Here is a 23,488-nt window from a genome sequence, read left to right on the forward strand (position 1 = left end):
AACTTTACTAATCCATGTGATCACACTGTTACTTATTCGTTCTGCGTGATATAGGCTATCCGTGCCTCTGTCCTATGTGCTTCCTTTTGATCCTTTTTGGTAATCTCTATTACCGGTCCTTTACGCATCGTCCTGATGCTATCCCTTAGTTAACAGTTCCATTGTGATACCCTTTAGGGCCTGTCCATCTGTCCGCTTTTATAACATCCTGTCTAACAACTCTCTTGCGAGCCCTGTTGTTATTCCTTTTCGCATCATCTTGACGCTGTCCGTGTATTTACTATCCTTAGTGCTACTCATCCTGAGCCTGTCCGTGAATCCATTTTTTCCTAACGTAACCTTTAATTCGAGGTTTATGAGTAATCATTCCTTGTCCGTTTACTCATTTAAGCGTCACTGTTTAACCGATGAAGTAAGTATAGAGAGTATCTGCAAACAAAATAGGCTAAAAACAGTAACGAAAATACAGTCATTATTTTGAAATTTTATAATAGTTATTATATTTCATGTGGTTAGTTTGTTTTTAGACTTTTTTTATGATGTTTTATACTCAATAGCTGTCATAACCGTGAGATATATCGCACAAGTGATTTCCATTATGGGCATGGTCATCATTGATTAAGATTTAATAAGTGCACTTTTTCAAGGAGCAAGTTATCATTACATGATAATAGTTATTATTTAGTTGGAAGCGATTTATGAAAAAGACATTAGCAGCTTTAGTTGGCTTAGTGTTAACAACCCCTGTGTTTGCAGATGAAGCAGTAAATATTTACTCTTTTCGACAACCGTTTTTAATTCAGCCAATATTAGATGATTTTACTAAGCAAACAGGCATTAAAACAAATGTGGTGTTTGCTAAAAAAGGATTAATAGAGCGTGTTAAGCGTGAAGGAAAGCATAGCCAAGCTGATTTAGTCTTAACCTCTAATTTTAGTGATTTAGTGCAGCTAGATGAATTAGATTTAACCCAAACAATTAATAGTGAAACCGTTAATAGTAATGTACCGGCTAAGTTTCGTGATGTTGAAGGACAATGGGTTGCATTAACTAAGCGGGTGCGTAACGTTTATTCATCAAAAGAGCGCATAGGTGCATTAGCGCATTTAAGCTATGAAGAATTAGCCGATCCTAAATACAAAGGCAAAATTTGCACCCGTTCGGGTAAGCACCCATATAATTTAGGCTTGGTCGCTTCAATGATTGCACACCATGGTGAAGCAGAAACTAAAAAATGGCTTGAAGGTGTGAAAGCAAATTTAGTTCGTAAACCTCAAGGTAATGACCGCGGGCAAGTAAAGGCAGTAAAAGAAGGCTTATGTGATTTAGCGATCGGTAATAGTTATTACTTTGGTAAGATGATGGAAGATCCCGAGCAAAAACCATGGGCTGATGCCGTACATATTAACTTTCCGAATCAAGATAACAGAGGCTCACATATTAACGTATCTGGTGTAGTTATGACCAAGTACGCTAAAAATCCTGAAAATGCCTTGAAACTAATCGAGTTTATGACCGACAATAAGGCGCAAAATATGTACGCTTCGGTCAATATGGAATATCCAGTAAGACTGGGCGTTGAATTATCAAGCTTAGTAGCATCATGGGGTAGCTTTAAGGAAGATAGCTTAGCGCTTGATGAAATTAGCAAATATCGTCCTTTAGCACTTAAGCTAATTGATGAGGTGAAGTTCGACCTTTAATGAGTTTAAAATTTTCACTGTCGCGATGGCAGTTATTCGCGTGGGTTATTGGCATAGTGTTGATAACCCCATTGTGTTTTTTATTGTTCGAATCACTACAAGGCGATTCTGACGTATTTAGCCACCTCTGGGATACCGTGCTATGGGATTATACCCGCAATACACTGTTACTTATTTTGGGTGTTGGCGTTGTCAGTTGTATTATTGCCCTTCCGCTTGGCTGGTTAATCGCTTATTGTGATTTTCCCGGCCGTAAACAGTTTGAGTGGGCGCTTATGCTGCCCCTTGCGATGCCGACCTATATTATTGCTTACGTTTACACTGATCTGTTTGATTATGCCGGTCCGGTGCAAATAGGGTTACGCGAATGGTTTGGTTGGCAATCACCTAATGATTATTGGTTTTTTGATATTCGTACTTTATCTGGTGCGATTATTATGATTGCCTTAGTGCTTTATCCTTATTTGTATTTGATTTTTAAAACTGCATTACGCGAACAGTCATTTAAATTGGTGCAGGCGAGTCAGTTGATGGGATTATCACCTAAGCAGAGCTTTTTCAAAGTTAGTTTACCACTTGCTCGAGGGGCGATTGTGGCTGGACTGACGCTGATCAGTATGGAAGCAATGGCTGACTTTGCAACCGTTAATTATTTTGCGGTAAGTACTTTAACTACAGCGGTTTATGATACTTGGTTAGGGTATTATTCGTTAACAGCTGCGGCTAAAATTTCAGGTATTATGTTACTTATATTGTTTTTAGCGTTAACGATGGAGCGTTTTAGTCGTCGTAATCAAGCTGTATTTGAGCGCCAACCAAGCGTCAACAGTGATGCGCTATATAACTTAACGGGCAAAAGTGCATGGCTGGCAACTATCTTTTGTATTGCAGTGTTATTTTTTGCCTTTATATTACCTGTCGCTGTGTTAATGGGTTATGCCATTTCATATTTCGGACAAGCATGGAATAGCGTATTTTTTCTCTATGCATGGCAAAGCTTTAAAGTCGCGGCCATCGTGAGCATTATCACCATTATTTTGAGTCTGTTAGTGGTATTTTATCAGCGCATTGCTAAGCAGCAATATCCACTTGTACCTGGGCGATTAGCCAGTACAGGTTATGCGTTACCTGGAACAGTACTCGCTATTGCAGTGTTGTTACCATTGACCTTGTTAGACGATAAATTAAATACTTGGTTAGAGCCAATAGGTATTACACCGGGGCTATTATTGAGCGGTACTTTGTTTGCAATTATATTTGCATATGTGGTGCGCTTTTACGCTATAGCTCATGGTGCAATTGAAGCTAGTTTTATGCGGATAAGCCCATCGCTTGATATGGCGAGTCAATCAATGGGGAAAAGCCAAGGCCAAACTCTACGCAAAGTACATATCCCGTTATTACGTCGTGGTATTTTAACCGCAGGATTGTTGGTATTCATTGAATGCATGAAAGAATTACCTACCGCATTGTTATTAAGGCCATTTAATTTTGAAACCTTAGCGACTCATGTGTTTCAGTATGTCAGTGATGAGCAGTTAGAGCTGGCGTCTATTTCAGCGTTAGCAATTGTTTTGGTGGGGTTAATTCCTTTATACTTTATTAATCGCTCGATGGAGCAACGCAGTTAATGAGCAGTTTAGTATTAGAAAATTTATCGTATCAATACAACGGCACATCCGTGATTGAGCACTTAGATTTAACTGTCGCACAAGATGAAATAGTGTGTTTACTCGGTGCTAGTGGCTGTGGAAAAACCACCACATTAAAAGCTATTGCTGGGCTGATTGAAGCAAAGCAAGGAAAAGTATTTATTGATGGTAAGTTAGTCAGTGATGAGCATACTTTTTTAGCGCCAGAGTATCGAAATATTGGCATGATGTTTCAAGATTATGCGCTATTTCCACATTTAACTGTGGCTGATAATATTGCCTTTGGCTTAACCAATATGACAAAAGCGGATAAGTTAAAGCGCGTTGCTGAAATGCTTGAGTTAGTGCATTTAATTAATTGTGCAGAACGTTTCCCGCATCAGTTATCTGGGGGTCAGCAGCAGCGAGTGGCAATTGCTAGGGCACTGGCTTATAAACCTAGTTTATTGTTATTAGATGAACCGTTTTCCAATATTGATACGCAAGTACGGTTTGAGTTAATTGCAGATATTCGTCGTATTATTAAAACCCAGCAAGTATCAGCTGTATTTGTTACTCATTCAAAAGAAGAGGCATTTGCGTTTGCTGATACATTAGCGGTAATGCACTGTGGGAAAATTGCTCAACAAGGTACGTCTGAGCAGCTATTTAGTGCTCCAAGCTCAAAGGTAGTTGCAGAATTTCTTGGTCAGGGCATATACTTAGATGCAGAAGTATTAACAGCAACTGAATATCATACTGCTTTCGGATGTGTTGAGTCATTAGTTACGCATCGTCATGTTAAGCAAGTTGGGAAACTTTATGTTCGCCCACACCATCTTGAGTTAATACCTTTTCAATCACAAGGCTGTAGTGCAAATACGGTGACTATTTTAAACAGTCGTTTTGTTGGTTCGCATTTTGTGTATAAGGTTATGGTTGATGGACAAGAAATTGAAGTTGCTGCTCAGTTGGGCCACTCATTTTTAGCAAATGAACAGGTGACAATAAAAATAACACCACACACGGTTAACTTTTTCGCAGATTAAGTGCTTTAGTATTTTTAATTTCATTAAAAACGCCGTGTATGAGATTTTGAGTTAAGGAAATACCATGGCGCAAGCGCAATCTGGAATTTGTGCTGAGGCAAACTTGCACGGTTTACATTTGTTTTTTAATGTATTTGATGGCCACGATGAGTCATTACGCAAAAAGTTAAAATACGTTAGCGCTATCCAAGATGAGTTTTCAGATCAGTTTTCTGAATCGATGCTCTCCAGCCTAGTTGCAGTGGGGGCACAGTACTGGCCGCACATTCTGCCTGAATTTCTGCCTAGTGAATTACAGAGCTTTCCTAATATTACTCATAATGATCATATTATGGGGGCTCAGCCTTTTGATTTATTTGTCCAAATTCGTTCCGATAGGGAAGATGTAAACCATTTATTTGCTTTGCAAATTCTTAAGTTATTTGCCCCCGATGTTGAATTGGTTGAGCAAGTGCGAAACTTTCGATTTTTAGATGGTCGCGATTTTAATGGTTTTATACTCGGTGGTGACACTCCTCATGGTCGCCAAAAGCGCATCACAGCGTTAATCAATAAACCCAACCATTTTGAAGATCAAGGCAGTTACGTACATATACAGCGCTATAAGCATGACTTAAGTGTGTGGCAAAATTTACCTCTGAGTGAGCAAGAGCAAATAATGGGACGCACTCGCTTAGATAATACCTTGATTATGCCTGCGACTGAGAATAGTCATGCTGTACGCACTGAGTTAAAAGATGAGCAAGGGCAACCACTGCAATTAAATCAAAACATGCCTTATGGTGACGTTTACGAACAGGGTATATTAGCGATTAGTTATGCAGCACAGGGAAATGCATTTGAGCAAGTATTACGAAGTCGATTAGGTGATGCCGATTGCTACGATCATTGGCTTGATTTTACTCAAGCCGATATGGGTTCTGCGTTTTTTGCCCCATCAATTAACTTTTTAAAGCAGCTGTAAAAAGTTTGAATCGGTAGATTTATACCGTATCAAATAAAATACGCACACGTTCAAGAGTTACATCAATTTCAGATACTTTAGCTGGAGCGATAAAAATAGTATCGTCACCAGCAATGGTACCTAGTACGCCATCTGCTTTACCTAATGAATCTAATAGTCGAGCAATTAATTGTGCAGCTCCTGGGCTGGTTCGAATAATGATCATCATTTCGTTATGCATTATATCAATCACTAACTGACGTAATGGGCTTTTCGCTGTAGGTACGCCCATTTCAGCAGGCAAACAATAGACCATTTCTTGTTTGGCATTACGAGTGCGTACCGCGCCAAACTTGCTTAACATCCGCGACACCTTACTTTGACTAATATTATCAAAGCCTTGCTCTTTTAGGGCGTCAACAATCTCACCTTGTGAACCAAAGTTTTCTTCTTTTAAAAGTGCCTTAAAGGCCTTTACTAATGCTTCTTGTTTATCTTGTGGTTGCATATTATAGGTTCTTATTCATAAGTGATGCGCTAATTGTACACAATGTTGCATACTTATGCAGTAGTTGTTTGCTTTTGCGATGGATTTTAGTGCTGTAAACCAGCAAGTTTACAACTATGGTCTAAATTATATGTGAAATAAGCAGGATAAATTTGTCTTTAGTCGTTAATTTCATTATCTTTAGAGCCACAAATATTTCCTACCTCAAATTACGGAGAATTCCAATGAAAGTTGCTGTATTAGGTGCTGCTGGCGGTATCGGCCAAGCGTTGTCTTTATTATTAAAAACAGGCTTACCAGCTGGTTCTGAATTATCACTTTATGATGTTGCTCCAGTTGTTCCTGGTGTTGCTGTTGATCTTTCTCATATCCCAACTGACGTTAAAGTTGCAGGCTTTGGTGTTGATGCACTAGATCAAGCGTTAACTGGTTGTGATATCGTTCTTATCCCTGCTGGTATGCCACGTAAGCCTGGTATGGACCGCGCTGATTTATTTAATGTTAATGCTGGTATTATCAAAACATTAGCAGAAGGTATTGTTGCTAACTGTCCAAAAGCATTAGTGGGTATTATCACTAACCCAGTAAATGGCACTGTGCCAATTGTTGCGGAAGTATTCAAAAAAGCAGGTACTTACGACGCGAAACGTGTTTTCGGTATTACCACTCTTGATGTGATCCGTTCAGAAGCATTTGTAGCTGAGCTTAAAGGTGTTGACGTTGCAACTGTGAAAGTACCAGTAATTGGTGGTCACTCAGGCACAACAATCCTTCCGTTACTATCTCAAGTTGAAGGCGTTACTTTCACTGATGAAGAAGTTGCTGCACTTACTCCACGTATCCAAAATGCAGGTACTGAAGTAGTAAATGCAAAAGCGGGCGGTGGTTCTGCAACATTATCAATGGGCGCTGCTGCTGCACGTTTTTGTATGTCTTTAGTTAAAGGCTTACAAGGTGAAGACGTTGTAGATTACGCTTACGTTGCTGTTGAAAATGGCGATGCTGCATACTTTGCACACCCAGTACGTTTAGGTAAAAACGGCGTAGAAGAAATTCTTTCTTACGGTGAACTAAGCGCATTTGAAGAGCAAGCTAAAAACGACATGCTTGATACGCTGAAAAAAGACATCCAAGAAGGTGTTGATTTCATCAACGCTTAATTGCTAAGTCGATTGATACAAAAAAGCCTGCATTTGCAGGCTTTTTTATGCTCGAAGGATTTTTATACATTAGGTGTTTATTAGTGATTACGATCAACGGCAATACGAGCCAAGCTAACGAGTGCTTCTTTATACGGTGATTCATCTAATACAGATAAACATGCAATCGCTTTATCGGCTTCTTCGTTGGCTTTATTCATCGTAAACTCAAGTGCTTTGGTTTCATTGAGGGCACTTAGAATAGCTTCTAAGTGGTCCATACCATTACTGTGCTCAATGGCATCACGGATCAACTGTACTTGCTCAGCATTACCGTGGCGCATAGCATAAAGTAGTGGCAGGGTAGGTTTGCCTTCGGCCAGATCATCACCGATGTTTTTACCTAACTGCTCAGCATCAGCATTGTAATCAAGTACGTCATCCACCAATTGAAAAGCGGTTCCTAAATGCATACCATAAAGATTAAGCGCTTGCAGCGTAGAGTCGTCTTTTTCGGTAATAATCGCAGCAAGGCCTGTTGCAGCTTCAAATAATTTAGCTGTTTTAGAATAAATTACCTGCATGTAGCTATCTTCGGTGGTATCAGGGTCGTTACAGTTCATTAATTGCAGCACTTCACCTTCGGCAATCACGTTGGTTGCATCAGCGAGTATTTGCATAACTTGCATTTTACCAATACCAACCATCAGCTGAAATGAGCGGGTGTAGATAAAGTCACCAACAAGTACGCTGGCTGCATTACCAAACTCAGCATTTGCTGTCGGTGTTCCTCTGCGTAAATTTGATTCATCAACGACATCATCATGCAGTAATGTAGCTGTGTGAATAAATTCAACAATAGTTGCTAAAGTAACATGATCTTTGCCTTCATAGCCAAGTGCTTTAGCCGCTAAAATAGCCAACATAGGGCGAACACGCTTGCCGCCGCTGTTTACTATATATAAGCCTAGTTGATTGACTAATGCTACATCAGAGCGCATTTGCGCGTAAATTAGTTGATTGACGTCATTCATATCGTTTTCGATTAACGCCTGGATAGCTTTTATATCCATTGATCTCCGAGCCAATTTTAATGGGTATACGGGGCTGATTGTACAACAAAAAACAGCTTTGCTCGACAGTTTGTGACGATTCGCTGAAAAAACACGGTTAAGCAGCTTAATTTAGCCTTAATTTGGAAAGATAACTTTTTTATTTGAGAAAATTTACGTTAATTCAACATGGTTGTTTTTTATTCTTAGTGCGTGTTTGTTCGTGGTGTAATTTATTTGTCATGAAACGCTAAAAAGGCTTGGCATAATGCCAATTTAATATAAAATGGGTGAAAATATTGAATCGCCTTCAATGCAGCTATTTTTTATTCATTTAATTAATAAAACAGGCTTGCTAGTTTTTGCACATTAGCGTAAACTTCGCGCCCTATTGAATAATATTTTAGTTGCGTCGATTTGAGGGCGCACAGACGGAGTTAATTATGTACGCGGTTTTCCAAAGTGGTGGTAAACAGCACCGTGTGACTGAAGGTCAAACAATTCGTCTTGAGAAATTAGACGTTGAGACTGGTGCAGCAGTTGAATTTGATTCAGTACTTTTAGTTGCTGATGGTGAGAAAATCGAGATCGGTGTACCGTTCGTAAACGGTGGTAAAATAACAGCTGAGGTTGTTTCACATGGTCGCGGTGAGAAGATTAAGGTTGTTAAATTTAGACGCCGTAAGCATTCTCGTAAGCAAATGGGCCATCGTCAATGGTTCACAGAAGTTAAAATCACTGGCATTAGCGCTTAATTAGAGGTACTTAGAAATGGCACATAAAAAAGCAGCTGGTAGTACTCGTAACGGTCGCGATTCAGAAAGCAAACGCCTTGGTGTTAAGCGTTTTGGTGGCGAATCAGTTCTAGCGGGTAGCATCATTGTTCGTCAACGTGGAACTAAATTCCATGCTGGCACAAACGTAGGTATCGGTAAAGACCACACTATCTTCGCAAAAGCAGATGGTAAAGTTCAGTTTGAACAAAAAGGTCCTTTAAACCGTAAATACGTAAGCATCGTATCTGAGTAATCAGAATCGGTTCTTAAAAAACCCCGCCTTTGCGGGGTTTTTTGTTTTGAAAATAAATATATACCTAAGCCAAGCCTGCAATCAGCTTGGCTTAGGTATATAATAGTGAAATTAACAAGCCAATCCCTAAAGTGAGTAATCATGAAGTTTGTAGATGAAGTAGAAATTCGCGCAGAAGCTGGAGACGGTGGCAGCGGCATCGTATCTTTCCGTCGTGAAAAATATGTCCCAGATGGTGGACCAGACGGCGGTGACGGTGGAGATGGTGGTAGTGTTTATCTACAAGCTGATGAAAACTTAAATACCCTAATCGATTATCAGTTTGAGCGTTTTCATAGAGCTGAACGTGGTACTAATGGCCGCAGTCGTAACTGTACCGGTAAAAAGGCTGATGACTTATATGTGATGGTGCCTGTAGGTACTCGGATCATGGATGTTGATACCCAAGAAGGTCTTGGTGATTTAACTCAACATGGTCAAAGAATTTTGGTTGCAAAAGGCGGTTTCCACGGCTTGGGGAATGCGCGTTTTAAATCAAGTACTAACCGAGCGCCTCGTCAAAAAACATTAGGCACACCGGGTGAAGTACGTAACCTTAAACTAGAGCTATTATTATTAGCTGATGTTGGTTTATTAGGTTTGCCAAATGCAGGTAAGTCTACTTTTATTCGTAGTGTATCGGCAGCGAAACCAAAAGTAGCTGATTACCCATTTACTACGCTGATTCCAAATTTAGGTGTGGTACGTCCAGAAGCAAATAAATCATTTGTTATTGCAGATATTCCAGGGTTAATTGAAGGTGCCTCTGATGGCGCTGGCTTGGGTATTCGCTTCTTGAAACATTTAGAGCGTTGCCGTGTATTACTGCATATTATCGATGTTATGCCTGCCGATGGTTCAAACCCAGTAGATAATGCATTTGCGATCATTAATGAGTTGCATCAGTACAGCCCGAAGCTGGCTGAAAAACCACGTTGGTTAGTCTTTAATAAAATAGACTTATTGCCTGAAGATGAAGCTCAGGAGCTATGTGAGCAAATCGCTGAAGAGTTAGGCGAGACTGAAAATATTTATCATATTTCTGCAATTAATAAGCTAAATACTCAGCCATTAATTCATAACATCATGACGCTACTTGATAGCATGCCAAAAGAAAAGTTTGTACCAGTTGAAGATGAAGAAGTTGAATTCAAATGGGATACTTATCATAAAGATGCCACTAAGAAGAATGATGACGACGACTGGGATAGTTGGGATGATGACGATTATGACGTTGAAGTTGTCTATGAGCGTTAGACTAAAGTAAAATATTTTAAAAGGAGCTGGTGCTCCTTTTTCTTTTTATAATAAAAAAGTATTGGGTTTTAATGTGAAAATTTCAATGATTGCAGCTATGGCTAAAAATAGAGTGATTGGCCAAGATAATGATATGCCATGGCATTTACCTGCTGATTTACAGCATTTTAAAGCGGTTACAATGAATAAGCCCGTGCTCATGGGACGTAAAACATTTGAGTCAATTGGTCGCCCTTTACCTGGTCGACGCAACATCGTTATTAGCCGAAATACAGACTATACTGCAGTTGGGGTTGATGTAGTAACATCTCCTGAAGCCGCAATTTCATTGCTGTGTGAGTCTGATGAGGTAATGGTGATTGGTGGCGGGAATATATATCAACAATTTTTAAAAAGTGCCGATACACTTTATTTAACGTTTATTGACCTTGATGTTGCAGGGGATACTCAGTTCCCTGATTATGAACAATCAGCAAACTGGCAAGTTGTAGAAGAGCTGTATAATCAACCTGACGATAAAAACATTTATGGTTATAAATTCGTCACATTGGATAAAGTTAAGTAACATTATTGCGGTTAAGCTTATAGGTTGATACAATATTAAACAACTAAGGTAGTTATAAAGTATTACACAAGGGTATAAAATGATTAAATTATCAACACTCGTTATTGCTGCAGCTGTTATTTCTGGTTCTGTTGCTTTTAGCGCGCCAGTTAAAGCGGATGATCAGTTAGCTGTTTCAATCTGTGAATACATAGCTGCGGATGATAAAAACCGTCTACGTGATAAATTAAAAAGCTCACGTGTGAAAATTCGTAATATTTATGATGCAGTACAATGCAATGGTCTTAACTTGCTACGCCATGCGGTTGCCAGTAATGCAGTTGATACTGGTGAATACATTGTGAAAAACTTATCTAAAAGCTCTTTAGAAGATGGAGCTGACATAGCATGGGCCGAAGCAAATGGTCATGGCGGTTCTGCATTAATACCAGCTATTAAAGAACGTGCTGGTTTATAAGTTATAATAAATCATTAAAAAAGCCGCGATATCGCGGCTTTTTTGTATCTGAAACAAAAGTTTAACAGATTCGACCTCTATTGTAATTTTATCTGGTAGAATAGGCAGGTTATAAGCAGTTTAAGCAGTGAACAACTATGTTAAGTCCTTTTTATCAGCAACATGCTGACTATGTCTCTATTTCTCGTGAACAAGGGTGTCGTTTCGCAAAGTGCGTTGCTGATGATTACAATCCACTTCATGATAAAGATGCAAAACGTTTTTGTGTGCCTGGAGATTTATTATTTTCATTGGTATTAAGTCGTTATGGCATCAGTGAAAAAATGGAATTTACCTTTGCCGGCATGGTTGATGAGAATACCAAACTCAACTTCCCTGAGGGGGCAGATGAGTTTGATATTACCAGTGGCGATAAAGTCATGCTGAAGGTTAAGCGCGAAGGTAAAACTAGCCAGTGCCAAACACTCACAGATAGTCTAATAAAAAATTACGTTGAGTTTTCAGGTACAACTTTTCCGCATGTTATTATTCCACTTATGGGCAAGCAAGATGTCATGATCAATCCAGCTCGCCCTATGGTTATCTATGAGTCAATGTTGATTAATCTCGATACATTAGAGATCCATGCACCTACGTTAGAATACGCAGAGCCGAGTTTTGAATATACAGGCAAGCGTGGAAAAATCACATTGCGTTTTAACTTGTTAGAAAATGGCGTAAAAGTCGGCTGTGGTGAAAAGCACATGTTGGTATCAGGTATTCAACAATATTGCCAAGATACGGTGGATGATCTAATTACGTTCTATAACCAACGAAAAGAAACCCTCAAACCAGCTTGAACATTTAGCAAGCTTAGAAAGGCGCTGCAAAGCGCCTTTTTTGTTATTCGCTTTGGGCGTACAATAGCGCCATTATTTGTTACACAAAGCTAAACTTATGTCTGCGACTACTTTCTCTGAGTTAAAACTCGATCCTGTACTGCTTAATGCACTTGAACAAAATGAATATCATACCCCTACGGCGATACAGCTAAAAACTATTCCGCTGATTTTAGCTGGTCATGATGTTATGGGGAGTGCACAAACAGGAACAGGTAAAACAGCTGCTTTTGTATTACCTCTGTTACATAAATTACTTAATACACCAAGTAAAGATGAGCCGGGTACTGCTAGAGTACTTATTTTGACACCAACTCGAGAGCTTGCTCAGCAAGTCTTCGCTAGCTTTGAGAAATACGCACAAGGTACTGATATTAAAGGTGCACTCGCTTATGGTGGTGCCAGTATTGGCCCGCAAATTAAAGCCATGAAAGATGCACAAGTTGTAGTGGCAACGCCAGGGCGATTACTTGATCATATAATCAAAGGCAGCATTAAGCTATCAAGTGTTGATTCACTGGTGTTTGATGAAGCCGATCGCATGCTTGATATGGGCTTTATTGACGAAATTAAACGTATATTGCGCCATGTTCCCAGTGATCGTCAGACCTTACTATTTTCAGCGACCTTTGACGATAGTGTATTTGAGCTCAGTAAAAAGTTATTAAAAGATCCAAAACTTGTTGAAGTCAATAAACGTAATTCTGCGGCTGTAGAAGTTGAGCAAATCATTTACGCGGTTGATGAAGACCGTAAACGTGAGCTTGTCTCGCACATGATTGGCATGAAAAACTGGCGCCAAGTACTGATCTTTACTCGCACAAAGCAAATGGCCGATCAACTCGCCAAAGAAATGTGTAAAGATGGCTTAAAAACACAGTCAATTCATGGTGATAAATCTCAAGGTGCACGTGATAGAGCACTGCAAGATTTTAAAGAAGGTACCACTCGTGTGCTAGTGGCAACCGATGTTGCAGCTCGAGGTCTAGACATAGTCTCGTTAAAGTATGTGATTAATTTTGAATTACCTTATATAGCTGAAGATTATGTCCACCGTATTGGCCGCACAGGGCGCGCTGGCGAGCAAGGCTTAGCGATGTCATTAGTCAGCCTTGACGAGCAGTGGTTACTTGAAGAAATTGAAGTGTTGCTTGATACTCGTCTAACGCCGCAGTGGTTAGCTGGCTATGAACCTGATCCAAATAAAAAGCCAAAAGACAACCGTAAAAACACCAATAAATCACGTAAAGAGCGCGACAAAAAACGTATTACAGGGCAAAAAACACCAAACAGAAGACGCAAATAATCGTTCTCAGTCGTGACTTATTAATTCATTGCATAGTATAGTATTTATTATCAAGCTCAAAATAAGCAAACGGATATGCTTACTTTGAGTGATAAATTATAAAAACGGATACTTACGCAATTTGTTTTTCAGCTAAGTTTAATTCCATCGTCGCTTTTAATAAGCGGTAAAGATTAATAGATGCATCAATTTCTTCTTTACGGTTGGTTAAACTTTCAATATTTAACCCCAGTGGCACGTCTAAATGCGCGCAACTTCTTAGTATTAAATCTAAGTTTTCACGGCAAATACGTACAGATTCACTCAGTGGGTTTTGCGAATCAAGCATCCGCCATTTAGTTGCATCAGGTACGGAAATTCCTAGCCATTGCATAAACTCTAAGGTTTTTTCACTGCCGCAGGGTGTAAAGGTTAGAATAATACGTTTAGGTTCGATACCTTGAGCTTTACAGCTGCGCGCATAACTGGTGATCAAATCCACGGTTGCTTGCGCGTTATACACAGCTTGTGAGATAAAAAATTTACAGCCTTGCGTGGTTTTTTCAAGTAAGCGTTCATGTTCATTACGTTTACTTGCGTGGCGCTCGGCAATGGTAACGCCTCCTAAAAAGAAGTCTTGAGGCTGTTCGCTTAAGACTTTATAAGCATCAGGCAGGCTTAATTTAATATCCCCGTCAGATGATGGACTACCGACTAATACTAGGTTTTTTAAATTAAACTGGTTTTTAGTTTCGCTTAACCACTGTTTAAATTCGGCCACACCGCGCTGTGCAACACTTTTATAAGTGATCACTTCTTGATGCGATAAATTACGTAGTAAGTTACTGTATTCTCGAGGATCTACTGTTTGCTTGAACGGAAAAGGGCGAGGCATCTCAGTGCGACTACTTTCATCTTGAATGTCATAAATAATCACGCCATCGTATTCAATTTCATGCAAACGAGCTAAGAGCTTTTGGGCGATAATTTCAAGCTGCGCTTTATCAGTACCAATACGTGGTGGGGTGGTACCAATTAAGTACACACCCTGATTGGTGTCTTCAATTTTCTCTTGTAGTGATAAAGCCATAATCCTCATTCCAGCTAAGTTAGTGTCTATGGCAAATAATATAGCAGCCATTTAGACGTCTAGATAGATTTTTTTAGTGAAACTTTTTCAACGAAGGTGAGTTTTATTCATGTTGCTCTGAATGAAGAGTTCTCTGATACACAACTGTTTACATAATTTATTACCTCAGGGGTCTTATATTGACTTGCTTTGTTGCATAATCGGATGACTAAAAACAAGAAATTTATTCAACTAACAAGGGATAGCAATGAAATTTAAATTATTAGCAACGAGCCTTGCGGTAACGCTTGCACTGAGCGGCTGTGCAAATAACAGCGGCTCAAACATGGTCAAAGAGGTTGAGATTGAACAGTCAACGGTTGCCAGTAGTAATGATCGGGTGTTCTCACAAGATTATTTATTAGAAGAGCTTGATAACGGTTTACGCGTTATGGTGGTGAAAACTGATTACCCTGATGTGGTATCACTACAAATTCCAGTGTCTGTCGGTTCTCGTAATGAAGTCGAAGCAGGTAAAACCGGTTTTGCACACTTTTTTGAACACATGATGTTTAAAGGCTCTGAAAAATATCCGCAAGATGTGTATTCTGATATTCTAAAAAATTCTGGGGTTGATAATCGCGCTTATACAACCAATGATTACACTAACTATCACTTAAACTTTTCAAAGCAACATCTTGATAAAGTACTTGAAATTGAAGCGGATATTTTTCAAAACCTGACTTATTCAGAAGAGCAATTTCGTACCGAAGCATTAACAGTTAAAGGCGAATACCTTAAAAATAATGCCAGCCCGGTTCGTAAGTTACTTTCTGCAGTACGTAATGAAGCATTCGAAAAACATACTTATAAACATACCACCATGGGCTTTTTTGAAGATATTGAAGCCATGCCGGATCAAATGGCATACGGTAAAGAGTTTTTTGCTAAGTTTTATAAACCTGAATATGTGTCATTAGTGATTGTAGGCGATGTTGATCCAGCTGAAACTATGGCTATGGTTAAAAAACACTGGGGCCAATGGCAAAAAGGCGATTTCGTTGCTGATATTCCAACCGAACCAAAACAGCAAGCGGCGAAATATATACATGAGCAAAACGAAGGCTTACCAGGGCATTGGTTATTAGTATCTTATAAAGGCACAGTCTGGCAGCCAAAACAAAAAGACAGAGCCGCGCTTGATTTACTGTCACAGCTTTATTTTTCAACCAACTCAGAGCTTTACCAAGAGTTAGTGGTTGATAAACAAATTGCTAGCCAAATGTTTAGCTATAATCCTGATACCAAAGATCCCGGCTTATTACATGTTTTTGTGAAAGTTGAAAATGAGGCTGATTTAGCGGTTGCTCGTGATGCAATTAATAGCACCTACGCAAAAGCTCGCACTGAGTTGGTTGATAGCCAAAAGCTAGCTGATTTAAAATCCAATCTTAAATACAGCTTTATTAACGGCCTAGACTCATCACAAGCTATAGGTTCAACCCTTGCCAGTTATATGCATTTTGAGCGCGATCCAGAAGTCGTCAATCAGTTATATGCAACGGCAGATAGCATCACCGCGCAAGATATTAAAGACATTGCTAATAAGTATTTTGTAGACAGTGGTCGTACTACTGTGACTATGTCTGCACTGGATAAAGTGGCTGGCTTTGAACAAGAAGTGGACTTAAACACTCTCGTTGCTAGCAAGCAAACTGTGCAACAGCGTCATTTTAAAGTGCTAGATAAAACCAATAGTTCGCCATTGATTGATATTAACTGGTTATTCCATACCGGTGCTGCGGCTGATCCTAAAGGTCAAAAAGGCGTAGCTGCACTCACTGCGGCCATGCTTGCTCAAGGTGGTTCACAGGCGAAGAGCTACAACGACATTAAACAGGCACTTTATCCATTGGCAGGTAGCTTTGGTTATCAGATAGATAAAGAAATGATTTCGCTACAAGGGCGTGTCCATAAAGATAACGCTGCACAATGGTATGCACTGGTTAGTGAGCAGTTACTAAATCCTGGCTTTAGAGAAGATGACTTTAAACGCCTAAAGAAAGAGCTCATCAACGGTATAAAATCTGGCCTAAAAGCCTCAAATGACGAAGAGCTAGGTAAAGAAGTACTTTATCATAAGCTGTATCAAGGTCACCCATATGAGAGCTATAACTACGGTGATCTATCTGATTTAGAAGCATTAACACTTGATGACGTGAAAGCGTTTTATGCGAAAGAATTTACTCAAGCTAAACTGACTGTCGGTTTAATTGGCGCAGTACCTGAATCACTTAAAGCAACCATGTTTAGCGATTTAAGTGCTTTGCCTAAAGGTCAGCAAAGTCGTTTATCGATTCCTGATGCACCAGCGCTAAAAGGTCATCACGCTACAATTGTAGAAAAATCAGCGCAATCGACTGCGGTATCGTTTGGCTTCCCAATTGATACCATTCGTAGTAGTGAAGACTGGACGGCACTGTGGTTAGTTCGCTCATACTTTGGCGAGCACCGCAGTTCAAACTCATATCTTTATGAGCGCATTCGTCAAACCCGCGGTATGAACTACGGCGATTACGCGTATATTGAGTATTTCCCACGAGGTATGTTCCAGACTAAGCCTGATGCAAACTTAGGCCGCTCTGAGCAAATATTTCAAGTATGGCTTCGCCCGCTGCGCTCGAACAATGACGCTCATTTTGCAACGCGTACCGCTTTATTTGAACTTGATAAGCTAATCAAAAATGGCATGACAGAAAAAGACTTTGACGCAACGCGTAACTTCTTAATTAACTTTGTGCCGCAAATGGTAGCAAGCCAAAACCGTCAATTAGGGTATGCGCTAGATAGTGAGTTTTACAACACCGATACTTTCGTAAAATATGTAACGAGCAAGCTTGAAAAACTGACAGTAGCTGATGTAAATCGTGTCATAAAAGAGAACTTACAAACGGATGATATTCAGTATGTGTTTATCACCGGCGACGGAAAAGATATGCAAAAGCGCCTAGCGTCAGAGCAAACATCCCCTATGGTATATAATGCAGAGAAACCAGCTGAATTAGTTGCTGAGGATAAAGTAATCGCTAATTACAAACTGGCAATACCAGCGAAAAATATTGAAGTACTTGCTGTAGATAAGGTGTTTGAATAACGAGCATTTAAATAACTAAGAAGCTTAATTTAGATGCCCCAAATTTGGGGCATTTTTATAACATTGCGCCAATTTTTACACCTAATCCAAAAAGTATAATTGCACTGACGATAAGCACTAAGGTGATGTGTCCTCGCGATTCCTTTGACATAATTTAAATCTCCTTATTTCATAATTAAAAACACGGTGATCATGCCAAGCGCAAAGCTGGCAATGGACGACAGCGCTAAAATTGTTGTGATACTTTGCGTATTTAAAGTATGTGTCTGAGCAACTGAAACTGTATTTTCCTCAAGTTTTATTAACTCACCTTGACGTACTTCTAACACTGCACACAAGGCCATGGTGGTTTCTTTAGACGCTGCACCTTCTTTTTCTATCCGTTGAATAGTTCGTAAACTTACGTCACAGGCATCTGCAAGCTGTTGTTGAGTCCAATCAAGCTTTTGCCTTAATGCTTTTATAGTTTTGGGGTTTAATTGCATGATTATTTCCCCAAAGCCAATGTTGAAATAATATACCCAACAGTAAAACCAACAACAAAACACCCAGCAATAAAAAGAGCTGATTTTTTAGGGTTACTAAATAAAGTTGTTTGCTCTAAGCTTTTAACTAACTTTTTATTTTTAAACAGTGAGCACTCAAGCCTACCAGTTAAAATATTGTGCATTTCAAACTTAACATTAAAAGTATTACCTGATAGTTCAAATTGGTGTTTACTTGTGACATTAATACTTCGCTTTTCACTAACTAGCTCATCATTAATATAGACTTCTTCCTTACCGGTGAAGTAACTGCCAAAGCAGGCTATTTGATCGTCGCCATCTTGAAAGTAAAATTTATAGCCTAGTTTCTTTGTATTTAGTATGTCATTGTTCATCATCGTATTCCTTATTAAGTTGATGATGCTAATTTAGCGTTTATTATTATTTTTTACGCCGTCAGCTTTACGCCAGTTGTTATTTTGTCATATGACAGTATAACTGTCATTGATGTTTAGTTATTGAATTTTAAAGTTTTATATTTTTTATGGCTACACGTTAATTTTATCTACTGTCGTAACTCATTATGTAAAACTATAATGAGATTATTAAAGAATGATTTTGAAATTTAGTTATATCTAATAACTAGAACAAATAACCGCAGCGTTAACACATCTGACTTGAAATCCGTTAAACTGCATAAAAGCTTATCTTCGTATTAATCTAAGGCCGTCCTATGCGTCATGAAATTTGGCAACAGCTCCGCACCGAAGCAAAAGAAGTCGTTACCCGTGAACCTCTATTAGCAAGTCATGTGTATTCATGCATTTTAAATCATGAGTGTTTAGGGTCTGCGTTGAGTTTTATCGTTGCCAATAAGTTATCTGATGCTGTGGTATCTGCATTTACTATCCGGGAGTTATTTGATCAGGCTTTTGTTGAATGTGATCGAATGCTTACTCATGTTGCCCATGATATAAAAGCCGTTAAAGATCGTGATCCCGCTGCCGATACATATTTAACTGTGATATTAAATTTAAAAGGTTTCCATGCAATTCAAGCACATCGACTCGCCCATTGCTTATGGTTACAAAACCGTAAAGAGCTCGCTCGCTTTATTCAAAGCCGTACCTCAGAAGTATTTGGCGTTGATATCCATCCTGCTTGTAAAGTCGGCCATGGTATTATGTTTGACCATGCAACTGGTATAGTGATTGGTGAAACTGCTGTTATTGAAGATAACGTCTCTATTTTACAATCAGTTACTCTAGGTGGTACTGGTAATGAAAAAGGCGATCGTCATCCGAAAATTCGCGCCGGTGTTTTAATTGGTGCTGGGGCTAAAGTGCTCGGCAATATTGAGGTCGGCGAGGGCGCCCGAATTGGCGCAGGCTCAGTGGTACTGAGCGCCGTACCACCACACACCACGGTTGTAGGCGTACCAGCTAAAATTGTTGGTAAACCAAATTGCCCCTGTCCAGCGAAAAGTATGAATCAGAATTTTTTAGAGGTTGATGAGCCGCAAAACGAATCACACACCAGTGCAATGCTCTAAGTAAAAAACTTAAAAGGAATTAAGTATGAGTAAAAATGATCCATTTTCGCTGTTGTTAGCATTTATCACAGGTGTTGTTCTAACGTGGAGTTATTTTGCGTTGAGCTCTGACGAAGCAGCTCCTGTGACTACAACACAAACACAGGTAATTGAACAAGAAGTCAAAATAATGCCTGCCAGTACCGTAGCTGCAGAGCTAGATACAGTATCCCAGTCTCAACAAGTGACTGATATTACCTCGTCTGCCCAAGATACATCAGCGCAAACAACGGATGAACAAACGCTTGAGCAACAAGTGCAACAGCTCAAGCGTGAGTTACTGCAACAGCAAAAATTAGTAAAAGCTTACGAACAACAATTACAAGCACCGTCCGATTTTGAACAAGCTTTGCTAGACAAGTTTACTGAGCAAAGTCGCAATGAAGAGTGGGCTTATCGTACCGAGACTGCTATGAAAGACTTTTTACAGATTGCTGACCTTGGCATCACCCCTGAATTAGTTAGTGCGCAGTGTAAAAGTTCGGTATGTAAATTTGAACTTGCAGCGCCAAAGGATGTAGATGATTTTGATCATACCCAATGGCGCGAACTCAACGATAAGTTGGTACAACAAGACTTTTGGCAGCAATTTAAAGTCAGTACTTCAAAATCAAGCGATCGCGATTTTTCATTATTATTAAGTACTGAGTCAGAATAACGAGCCTCAGCTGACAAGAGCTTGAATCACGCCATCAGCAAGCTCGGTTACAATTAAATCACCTTGAGTTACTTGCTTAATAGACTTAATCACTTGCCCTTGCTCATTTTTAGTGATGCTATAACCACGAGCGAGTACATTGAGCGGACTTACCGATTCTAATCGGCTAGCCTGCATTGCGAGGGTATTTTGGGCACTGTGTAATTGTTGCTGCATGGTTTGTGTTAAACGCCCTTGCAGTTGCTGTAATTGATGACTTGCCTGAGTAATTTTGCGATCTGGTGAGCGCTGCATTAGTCGCGGCGTTAGATTATTTAAGCGGCGCTCATATTGATAGAGCCGATTTTGTATCGCCTGCTGTAATGCTACTGTCAATTCATCTAAACGTTGCGCTTGTTGATTTAACTGATTACGCGGATGACATAATGTTAAACGGTGCTCAAGTGCTGTTGCAACGCTTTGCTTTGCAGATAACTGATGTTTAAACGCATTGGCTAAGCGATTTAATTGTTGTTGGATTTGATTATAAAGTTCGCTGCTATTGGGGCTAACAAGCTCTGCAGCCGCGCTTGGCGTTGCGGCGCGCACATCGGCAACATAATCGCTAATGGTGGTATCAATTTCATGACCGACAGCACTGATAATTGGTAGGTTACTGGCAAAAATAGCGCGTGCCAGTAGCTCATGGTTAAAGCACCATAAATCTTCTAGTGATCCACCACCGCGGCCTAAAATAATTACATCAACTTCATTGCGGGCATTAGCAATATTGATTTTATCAATTAATTGTAGGTGCGCGTCTTTACCTTGCACCATAGCAGGGTAGATCACGACTTCAAGTTGTGGCGCTCGACGCTTAAGTACCGTTAAAATATCTTTGATAGCCGCCCCTGTGGCTGATGTAATAACACCAACACGATGCACAACCCCAGGCAATGGTTGTTTATGGGCGGAGCTAAATAAACCTTCGGCGGCTAAGCGCATTTTTAATTCATCAAACTGTTGCTTTAGTTGCCCTTCGCCAGCAGCTTCCATGTGTTCAACAATCAGCTGATAGTCACCACGCGGTTCATACAGCGATACTCGGGCTCGAACTGTCACTTGTGCGCCATTTTCAGGGCGATAGCGTTGGCCTCGATTGTTGCCTCGCCACATCGCCGCTTTTACTTGAGCGCGATCATCTTTGAGCGTGAAATACCAATGACCAGAGGCTGGTGTAATGAAATTTGATATTTCGCCGGTTAAATTTAACGATGCGAATCCTTGTTCGAGTACGGTTCTGATTTCTCTATTTAACCTAGAAACGGTATAAATCGTTTGCTGCTGGGATGTTACGGCCATAAAGCGACTCTAAAAAGCGATGATGGGGGTATTTTATCATAAATAATTGTGAAATCTTATTTACTCGTGCCCACAACGCTGATAAAATTTGGCCGCAATTCCTTAAACAAGATCCACATGTGAGAAGTTGCCAAAATGCTTAGAATTGCTAAAGAAGCTCTTACCTTTGATGACGTACTTTTAGTACCCGGTCATTCTACTGTTTTGCCACACACGGCAAACATTTCAACTCGCTTAACGCGTGGTATCAAACTTAACTTGCCGCTAGTTTCAGCATCTATGGATACTGTTACCGAAGCACGCTTAGCGATTGCGCTAGCGCAAGAGGGCGGTTTAGGTTTTATCCACAAAAACATGACAATTGAAGAACAAGCCAAAAACGTACGTAAAGTTAAAACGTATGAAGCGGGTATTGTTTCTTTCCCTGTTACTGTGACAGCGGATTTAACCATTGCAGATGCAATTGTACTTGCTGAAGAAAAAGGCTTTTCAGGTTTTCCGGTAACGGACGCTGAAAACGGCCTTGTTGGTATTGTTACCAGCCGCGATATGCGTTTCGAAACCAAGCTTGAGCAACCGGTTTCAACAGTGATGACTAAAAAAGAAAAGTTAGTCACTGTAAAAGAAGGTGCTGCGCGTGATGAAATCTTAGGATTAATGCACGAACACCGTATCGAAAAAATCCTTGTTGTTGATGATGCGTTTAAATTAAAAGGCATGATCACAGTAAAAGATTATCAAAAAGCACAAGACAAACCACATGCATGTAAAGATGAACAAGGTCGTTTACGTGTAGGTGCTGCCGTTGGTGTAGGTCCAGGTACTGATGAGCGTATTGCTGCATTAGTCGAAGCGGGCGTTGATGTATTACTAATTGATACCTCACATGGTCATTCTCAAGGTGTTATCGACCGTGTTGCACAAACTCGTCAAACTTACCCTGAACTACAAATTGTAGCTGGCAATGTGGCAACAGCTGAAGGTGCGATTGCGCTTGCCGACGCCGGTGTTGATGCAGTTAAAGTAGGAATTGGCCCAGGTTCAATCTGTACTACGCGTATTGTTACTGGTTGTGGTGTACCACAAATCACAGCTATCTCTGATGCTGTTGATGGCCTAAAAGGTCGTGACATTCCAGTGATTGCTGATGGTGGTATTCGTTTCTCAGGTGATATTGTAAAAGCACTTGTTGCTGGTGCATCATGTGTGATGGTTGGCTCAATGCTAGCGGGTACTGAAGAAGCGCCTGGTGAAGTCGAGCTTTACCAAGGCCGTTACTACAAGTCATACCGTGGTATGGGCTCGCTTGGTGCGATGAACCAAAAAGAAGGTTCATCAGATCGCTATTTCCAAAAATCAAATCAAGCAGACAAGCTTGTGCCAGAAGGGATTGAAGGTCGTGTGGCTTATAAAGGTCCAATCGCGACAATCATTCACCAACAAGTTGGCGGCCTGCGCAGCGCAATGGGTTTAACCGGTTGTGCCACGATTGAAGAATTAAACACTAAACCTCAGTTTGTACGTGTTACTTCAGCAGGTATGGGTGAGTCACATGTTCATGATGTGCAAATCACCAAAGAAGCACCTAACTACCGCTTAGGTTAATAGCTTCAAATCTATTAAAATTACTGGGCTAGCTTCGCTAGCCCTTATTT

General features: G+C 40.0%; 22 protein-coding genes. 16 read left to right on the forward strand and 6 right to left on the reverse strand.

The window, feature by feature from the left end; genetic code table 11:
• The first annotated feature begins 698 nt into the window (after positions 1 to 698).
• From H5182_RS06095 to H5182_RS06110, 4 genes are all read left to right on the forward strand, one after another.
• Positions 699 to 1,703 carry a Fe(3+) ABC transporter substrate-binding protein gene (locus tag H5182_RS06095; protein WP_145235462.1) on the forward strand — a complete coding sequence of 335 codons (1,005 nt, stop codon included), beginning with the start codon at positions 699 to 701 and terminating at the stop codon, positions 1,701 to 1,703.
• Positions 1,703 to 3,334, forward strand: a complete 1,632-nt coding sequence (locus H5182_RS06100) for an iron ABC transporter permease (RefSeq protein WP_182759708.1) — start codon at positions 1,703 to 1,705, stop codon at positions 3,332 to 3,334. The genes H5182_RS06095 and H5182_RS06100 overlap by 1 nt, the downstream gene beginning before the upstream one ends.
• The gene (locus tag H5182_RS06105; RefSeq protein ID WP_145235466.1) at positions 3,334 to 4,383 is read left to right on the forward strand and encodes an ABC transporter ATP-binding protein; all 1,050 of its coding nucleotides are present in this window, start codon (positions 3,334 to 3,336) and stop codon (positions 4,381 to 4,383) included. The genes H5182_RS06100 and H5182_RS06105 overlap by 1 nt, the downstream gene beginning before the upstream one ends.
• Before the next feature lie 64 nt (positions 4,384 to 4,447).
• The gene (locus tag H5182_RS06110; protein ID WP_182731784.1) at positions 4,448 to 5,347 is read left to right on the forward strand and encodes a Dyp-type peroxidase; all 900 of its coding nucleotides are present in this window, start codon (positions 4,448 to 4,450) and stop codon (positions 5,345 to 5,347) included.
• A gap of 19 nt (positions 5,348 to 5,366) precedes the next feature.
• On the opposite strand, the gene argR is transcribed toward H5182_RS06110, so the two are convergent.
• A complete protein-coding gene (gene argR, locus H5182_RS06115; RefSeq protein WP_145235470.1) occupies positions 5,367 to 5,834 on the reverse strand; it encodes a transcriptional regulator ArgR in 468 nt (155 codons plus the stop codon).
• Between the two features lie 224 nt (positions 5,835 to 6,058).
• On the opposite strand from argR, the gene mdh reads away from it, so the two are divergent.
• Positions 6,059 to 6,994 (forward strand): malate dehydrogenase, encoded by a 936-nt coding sequence (gene mdh / locus H5182_RS06120; protein WP_145235472.1) that lies wholly within the window; start codon positions 6,059 to 6,061, stop codon positions 6,992 to 6,994.
• A gap of 80 nt (positions 6,995 to 7,074) precedes the next feature.
• Here mdh and ispB read toward each other — a convergent pair whose 3' ends face one another.
• Positions 7,075 to 8,046 (reverse strand): octaprenyl diphosphate synthase, encoded by a 972-nt coding sequence (gene ispB / locus H5182_RS06125; RefSeq protein ID WP_145235474.1) that lies wholly within the window; start codon positions 8,044 to 8,046, stop codon positions 7,075 to 7,077.
• 422 nt (positions 8,047 to 8,468) lie between these two features.
• On the opposite strand from ispB, the gene rplU reads away from it, so the two are divergent.
• The 7 genes from rplU to H5182_RS06160 all read left to right on the forward strand — a co-directional run bounded on the left by rplU (position 8,469) and on the right by H5182_RS06160 (position 13,556).
• The gene (gene rplU / locus H5182_RS06130) at positions 8,469 to 8,780 is read left to right on the forward strand and encodes a 50S ribosomal protein L21 (protein ID WP_006794538.1); all 312 of its coding nucleotides are present in this window, start codon (positions 8,469 to 8,471) and stop codon (positions 8,778 to 8,780) included.
• A 16-nt stretch (positions 8,781 to 8,796) separates the two neighbouring features.
• Positions 8,797 to 9,054 carry a 50S ribosomal protein L27 gene (gene rpmA, locus H5182_RS06135; RefSeq protein WP_064665557.1) on the forward strand — a complete coding sequence of 86 codons (258 nt, stop codon included), beginning with the start codon at positions 8,797 to 8,799 and terminating at the stop codon, positions 9,052 to 9,054.
• 141 nt (positions 9,055 to 9,195) lie between these two features.
• The gene (gene cgtA, locus H5182_RS06140; protein WP_145235477.1) at positions 9,196 to 10,350 is read left to right on the forward strand and encodes an Obg family GTPase CgtA; all 1,155 of its coding nucleotides are present in this window, start codon (positions 9,196 to 9,198) and stop codon (positions 10,348 to 10,350) included.
• Between the two features lie 73 nt (positions 10,351 to 10,423).
• On the forward strand, positions 10,424 to 10,915 hold the full coding sequence (folA, locus tag H5182_RS06145) for a type 3 dihydrofolate reductase (protein ID WP_182759709.1): 492 nt from the start codon (positions 10,424 to 10,426) through the stop codon (positions 10,913 to 10,915).
• A gap of 79 nt (positions 10,916 to 10,994) precedes the next feature.
• Positions 10,995 to 11,372 carry a DUF3718 domain-containing protein gene (locus H5182_RS06150; protein ID WP_145235479.1) on the forward strand — a complete coding sequence of 126 codons (378 nt, stop codon included), beginning with the start codon at positions 10,995 to 10,997 and terminating at the stop codon, positions 11,370 to 11,372.
• Between the two features lie 137 nt (positions 11,373 to 11,509).
• The gene (locus H5182_RS06155) at positions 11,510 to 12,211 is read left to right on the forward strand and encodes a DUF3581 domain-containing protein (protein WP_145235481.1); all 702 of its coding nucleotides are present in this window, start codon (positions 11,510 to 11,512) and stop codon (positions 12,209 to 12,211) included.
• Positions 12,212 to 12,308: 97 nt separating this feature from the next.
• The gene (locus H5182_RS06160; RefSeq protein WP_182731781.1) at positions 12,309 to 13,556 is read left to right on the forward strand and encodes a DEAD/DEAH box helicase; all 1,248 of its coding nucleotides are present in this window, start codon (positions 12,309 to 12,311) and stop codon (positions 13,554 to 13,556) included.
• 112 nt (positions 13,557 to 13,668) lie between these two features.
• Here the strand turns inward: H5182_RS06160 and H5182_RS06165 are convergent, their stop codons facing one another.
• The gene (locus H5182_RS06165) at positions 13,669 to 14,625 is read right to left on the reverse strand and encodes a methylenetetrahydrofolate reductase (RefSeq protein ID WP_145235486.1); all 957 of its coding nucleotides are present in this window, start codon (positions 14,623 to 14,625) and stop codon (positions 13,669 to 13,671) included.
• A gap of 247 nt (positions 14,626 to 14,872) precedes the next feature.
• On the opposite strand from H5182_RS06165, the gene H5182_RS06170 reads away from it, so the two are divergent.
• Positions 14,873 to 17,758, forward strand: coding sequence for a pitrilysin family protein (locus tag H5182_RS06170; RefSeq protein ID WP_182759710.1), 2,886 nt, complete (start codon positions 14,873 to 14,875; stop codon positions 17,756 to 17,758).
• A gap of 164 nt (positions 17,759 to 17,922) precedes the next feature.
• Here the strand turns inward: H5182_RS06170 and H5182_RS06175 are convergent, their stop codons facing one another.
• Positions 17,923 to 18,243: a helix-turn-helix domain-containing protein gene (locus H5182_RS06175; protein WP_182759711.1), complete on the reverse strand. Its 321-nt coding sequence runs from the start codon at positions 18,241 to 18,243 to the stop codon at positions 17,923 to 17,925.
• A 2-nt stretch (positions 18,244 to 18,245) separates the two neighbouring features.
• Complete coding sequence (locus H5182_RS06180; RefSeq protein ID WP_182717228.1) at positions 18,246 to 18,638, reverse strand: hypothetical protein; 393 nt, start codon at positions 18,636 to 18,638, stop codon at positions 18,246 to 18,248.
• 338 nt (positions 18,639 to 18,976) lie between these two features.
• On the opposite strand from H5182_RS06180, the gene cysE reads away from it, so the two are divergent.
• Positions 18,977 to 19,795 carry a serine O-acetyltransferase gene (gene cysE, locus H5182_RS06185; RefSeq protein WP_145235490.1) on the forward strand — a complete coding sequence of 273 codons (819 nt, stop codon included), beginning with the start codon at positions 18,977 to 18,979 and terminating at the stop codon, positions 19,793 to 19,795.
• A 25-nt stretch (positions 19,796 to 19,820) separates the two neighbouring features.
• Positions 19,821 to 20,492, forward strand: a complete 672-nt coding sequence (locus tag H5182_RS06190; RefSeq protein ID WP_182759712.1) for a hypothetical protein — start codon at positions 19,821 to 19,823, stop codon at positions 20,490 to 20,492.
• A 6-nt stretch (positions 20,493 to 20,498) separates the two neighbouring features.
• Here the strand turns inward: H5182_RS06190 and xseA are convergent, their stop codons facing one another.
• Entirely contained in the window at positions 20,499 to 21,833 is a 1,335-nt protein-coding gene (gene xseA, locus H5182_RS06195) for an exodeoxyribonuclease VII large subunit (protein ID WP_182759713.1), read from the reverse strand.
• A 135-nt stretch (positions 21,834 to 21,968) separates the two neighbouring features.
• Here xseA and guaB point away from each other — a divergent pair, with 135 nt between their 5' ends.
• Positions 21,969 to 23,438: an IMP dehydrogenase gene (guaB, locus tag H5182_RS06200; RefSeq protein WP_149982073.1), complete on the forward strand. Its 1,470-nt coding sequence runs from the start codon at positions 21,969 to 21,971 to the stop codon at positions 23,436 to 23,438.
• The last annotated feature ends 50 nt before the right edge of the window (positions 23,439 to 23,488 follow it).

Origin of the sequence: Pseudoalteromonas sp. SG44-17, assembly GCF_014164235.1 — a bacterium.
Classification (GTDB): domain Bacteria; phylum Pseudomonadota; class Gammaproteobacteria; order Enterobacterales; family Alteromonadaceae; genus Pseudoalteromonas; species Pseudoalteromonas rhizosphaerae.

What these genes read in the sequence shown, in the direction of transcription:
- H5182_RS06095 (WP_145235462.1), top strand. Translation starts at nt 699, where the DNA reads ATGAAAAAGACATTAGCAGCTTTAGTTGGCTTAGTGTTAACAACCCCT.
- H5182_RS06100 (WP_182759708.1), top strand. Translation starts at nt 1,703, where the DNA reads ATGAGTTTAAAATTTTCACTGTCGCGATGGCAGTTATTCGCGTGGGTT.
- H5182_RS06105 (WP_145235466.1), top strand. Translation starts at nt 3,334, where the DNA reads ATGAGCAGTTTAGTATTAGAAAATTTATCGTATCAATACAACGGCACA.
- H5182_RS06110 (WP_182731784.1), top strand. Translation starts at nt 4,448, where the DNA reads ATGGCGCAAGCGCAATCTGGAATTTGTGCTGAGGCAAACTTGCACGGT.
- argR (WP_145235470.1), bottom strand. Translation starts at nt 5,834, where the DNA reads ATGCAACCACAAGATAAACAAGAAGCATTAGTAAAGGCCTTTAAGGCA.
- mdh (WP_145235472.1), top strand. Translation starts at nt 6,059, where the DNA reads ATGAAAGTTGCTGTATTAGGTGCTGCTGGCGGTATCGGCCAAGCGTTG.
- ispB (WP_145235474.1), bottom strand. Translation starts at nt 8,046, where the DNA reads ATGGATATAAAAGCTATCCAGGCGTTAATCGAAAACGATATGAATGAC.
- rplU (WP_006794538.1), top strand. Translation starts at nt 8,469, where the DNA reads ATGTACGCGGTTTTCCAAAGTGGTGGTAAACAGCACCGTGTGACTGAA.
- rpmA (WP_064665557.1), top strand. Translation starts at nt 8,797, where the DNA reads ATGGCACATAAAAAAGCAGCTGGTAGTACTCGTAACGGTCGCGATTCA.
- cgtA (WP_145235477.1), top strand. Translation starts at nt 9,196, where the DNA reads ATGAAGTTTGTAGATGAAGTAGAAATTCGCGCAGAAGCTGGAGACGGT.
- H5182_RS06150 (WP_145235479.1), top strand. Translation starts at nt 10,995, where the DNA reads ATGATTAAATTATCAACACTCGTTATTGCTGCAGCTGTTATTTCTGGT.
- H5182_RS06155 (WP_145235481.1), top strand. Translation starts at nt 11,510, where the DNA reads ATGTTAAGTCCTTTTTATCAGCAACATGCTGACTATGTCTCTATTTCT.
- H5182_RS06160 (WP_182731781.1), top strand. Translation starts at nt 12,309, where the DNA reads ATGTCTGCGACTACTTTCTCTGAGTTAAAACTCGATCCTGTACTGCTT.
- H5182_RS06165 (WP_145235486.1), bottom strand. Translation starts at nt 14,625, where the DNA reads ATGGCTTTATCACTACAAGAGAAAATTGAAGACACCAATCAGGGTGTG.
- H5182_RS06170 (WP_182759710.1), top strand. Translation starts at nt 14,873, where the DNA reads ATGAAATTTAAATTATTAGCAACGAGCCTTGCGGTAACGCTTGCACTG.
- H5182_RS06175 (WP_182759711.1), bottom strand. Translation starts at nt 18,243, where the DNA reads ATGCAATTAAACCCCAAAACTATAAAAGCATTAAGGCAAAAGCTTGAT.
- H5182_RS06180 (WP_182717228.1), bottom strand. Translation starts at nt 18,638, where the DNA reads ATGAACAATGACATACTAAATACAAAGAAACTAGGCTATAAATTTTAC.
- cysE (WP_145235490.1), top strand. Translation starts at nt 18,977, where the DNA reads ATGCGTCATGAAATTTGGCAACAGCTCCGCACCGAAGCAAAAGAAGTC.
- H5182_RS06190 (WP_182759712.1), top strand. Translation starts at nt 19,821, where the DNA reads ATGAGTAAAAATGATCCATTTTCGCTGTTGTTAGCATTTATCACAGGT.
- xseA (WP_182759713.1), bottom strand. Translation starts at nt 21,833, where the DNA reads ATGGCCGTAACATCCCAGCAGCAAACGATTTATACCGTTTCTAGGTTA.
- guaB (WP_149982073.1), top strand. Translation starts at nt 21,969, where the DNA reads ATGCTTAGAATTGCTAAAGAAGCTCTTACCTTTGATGACGTACTTTTA.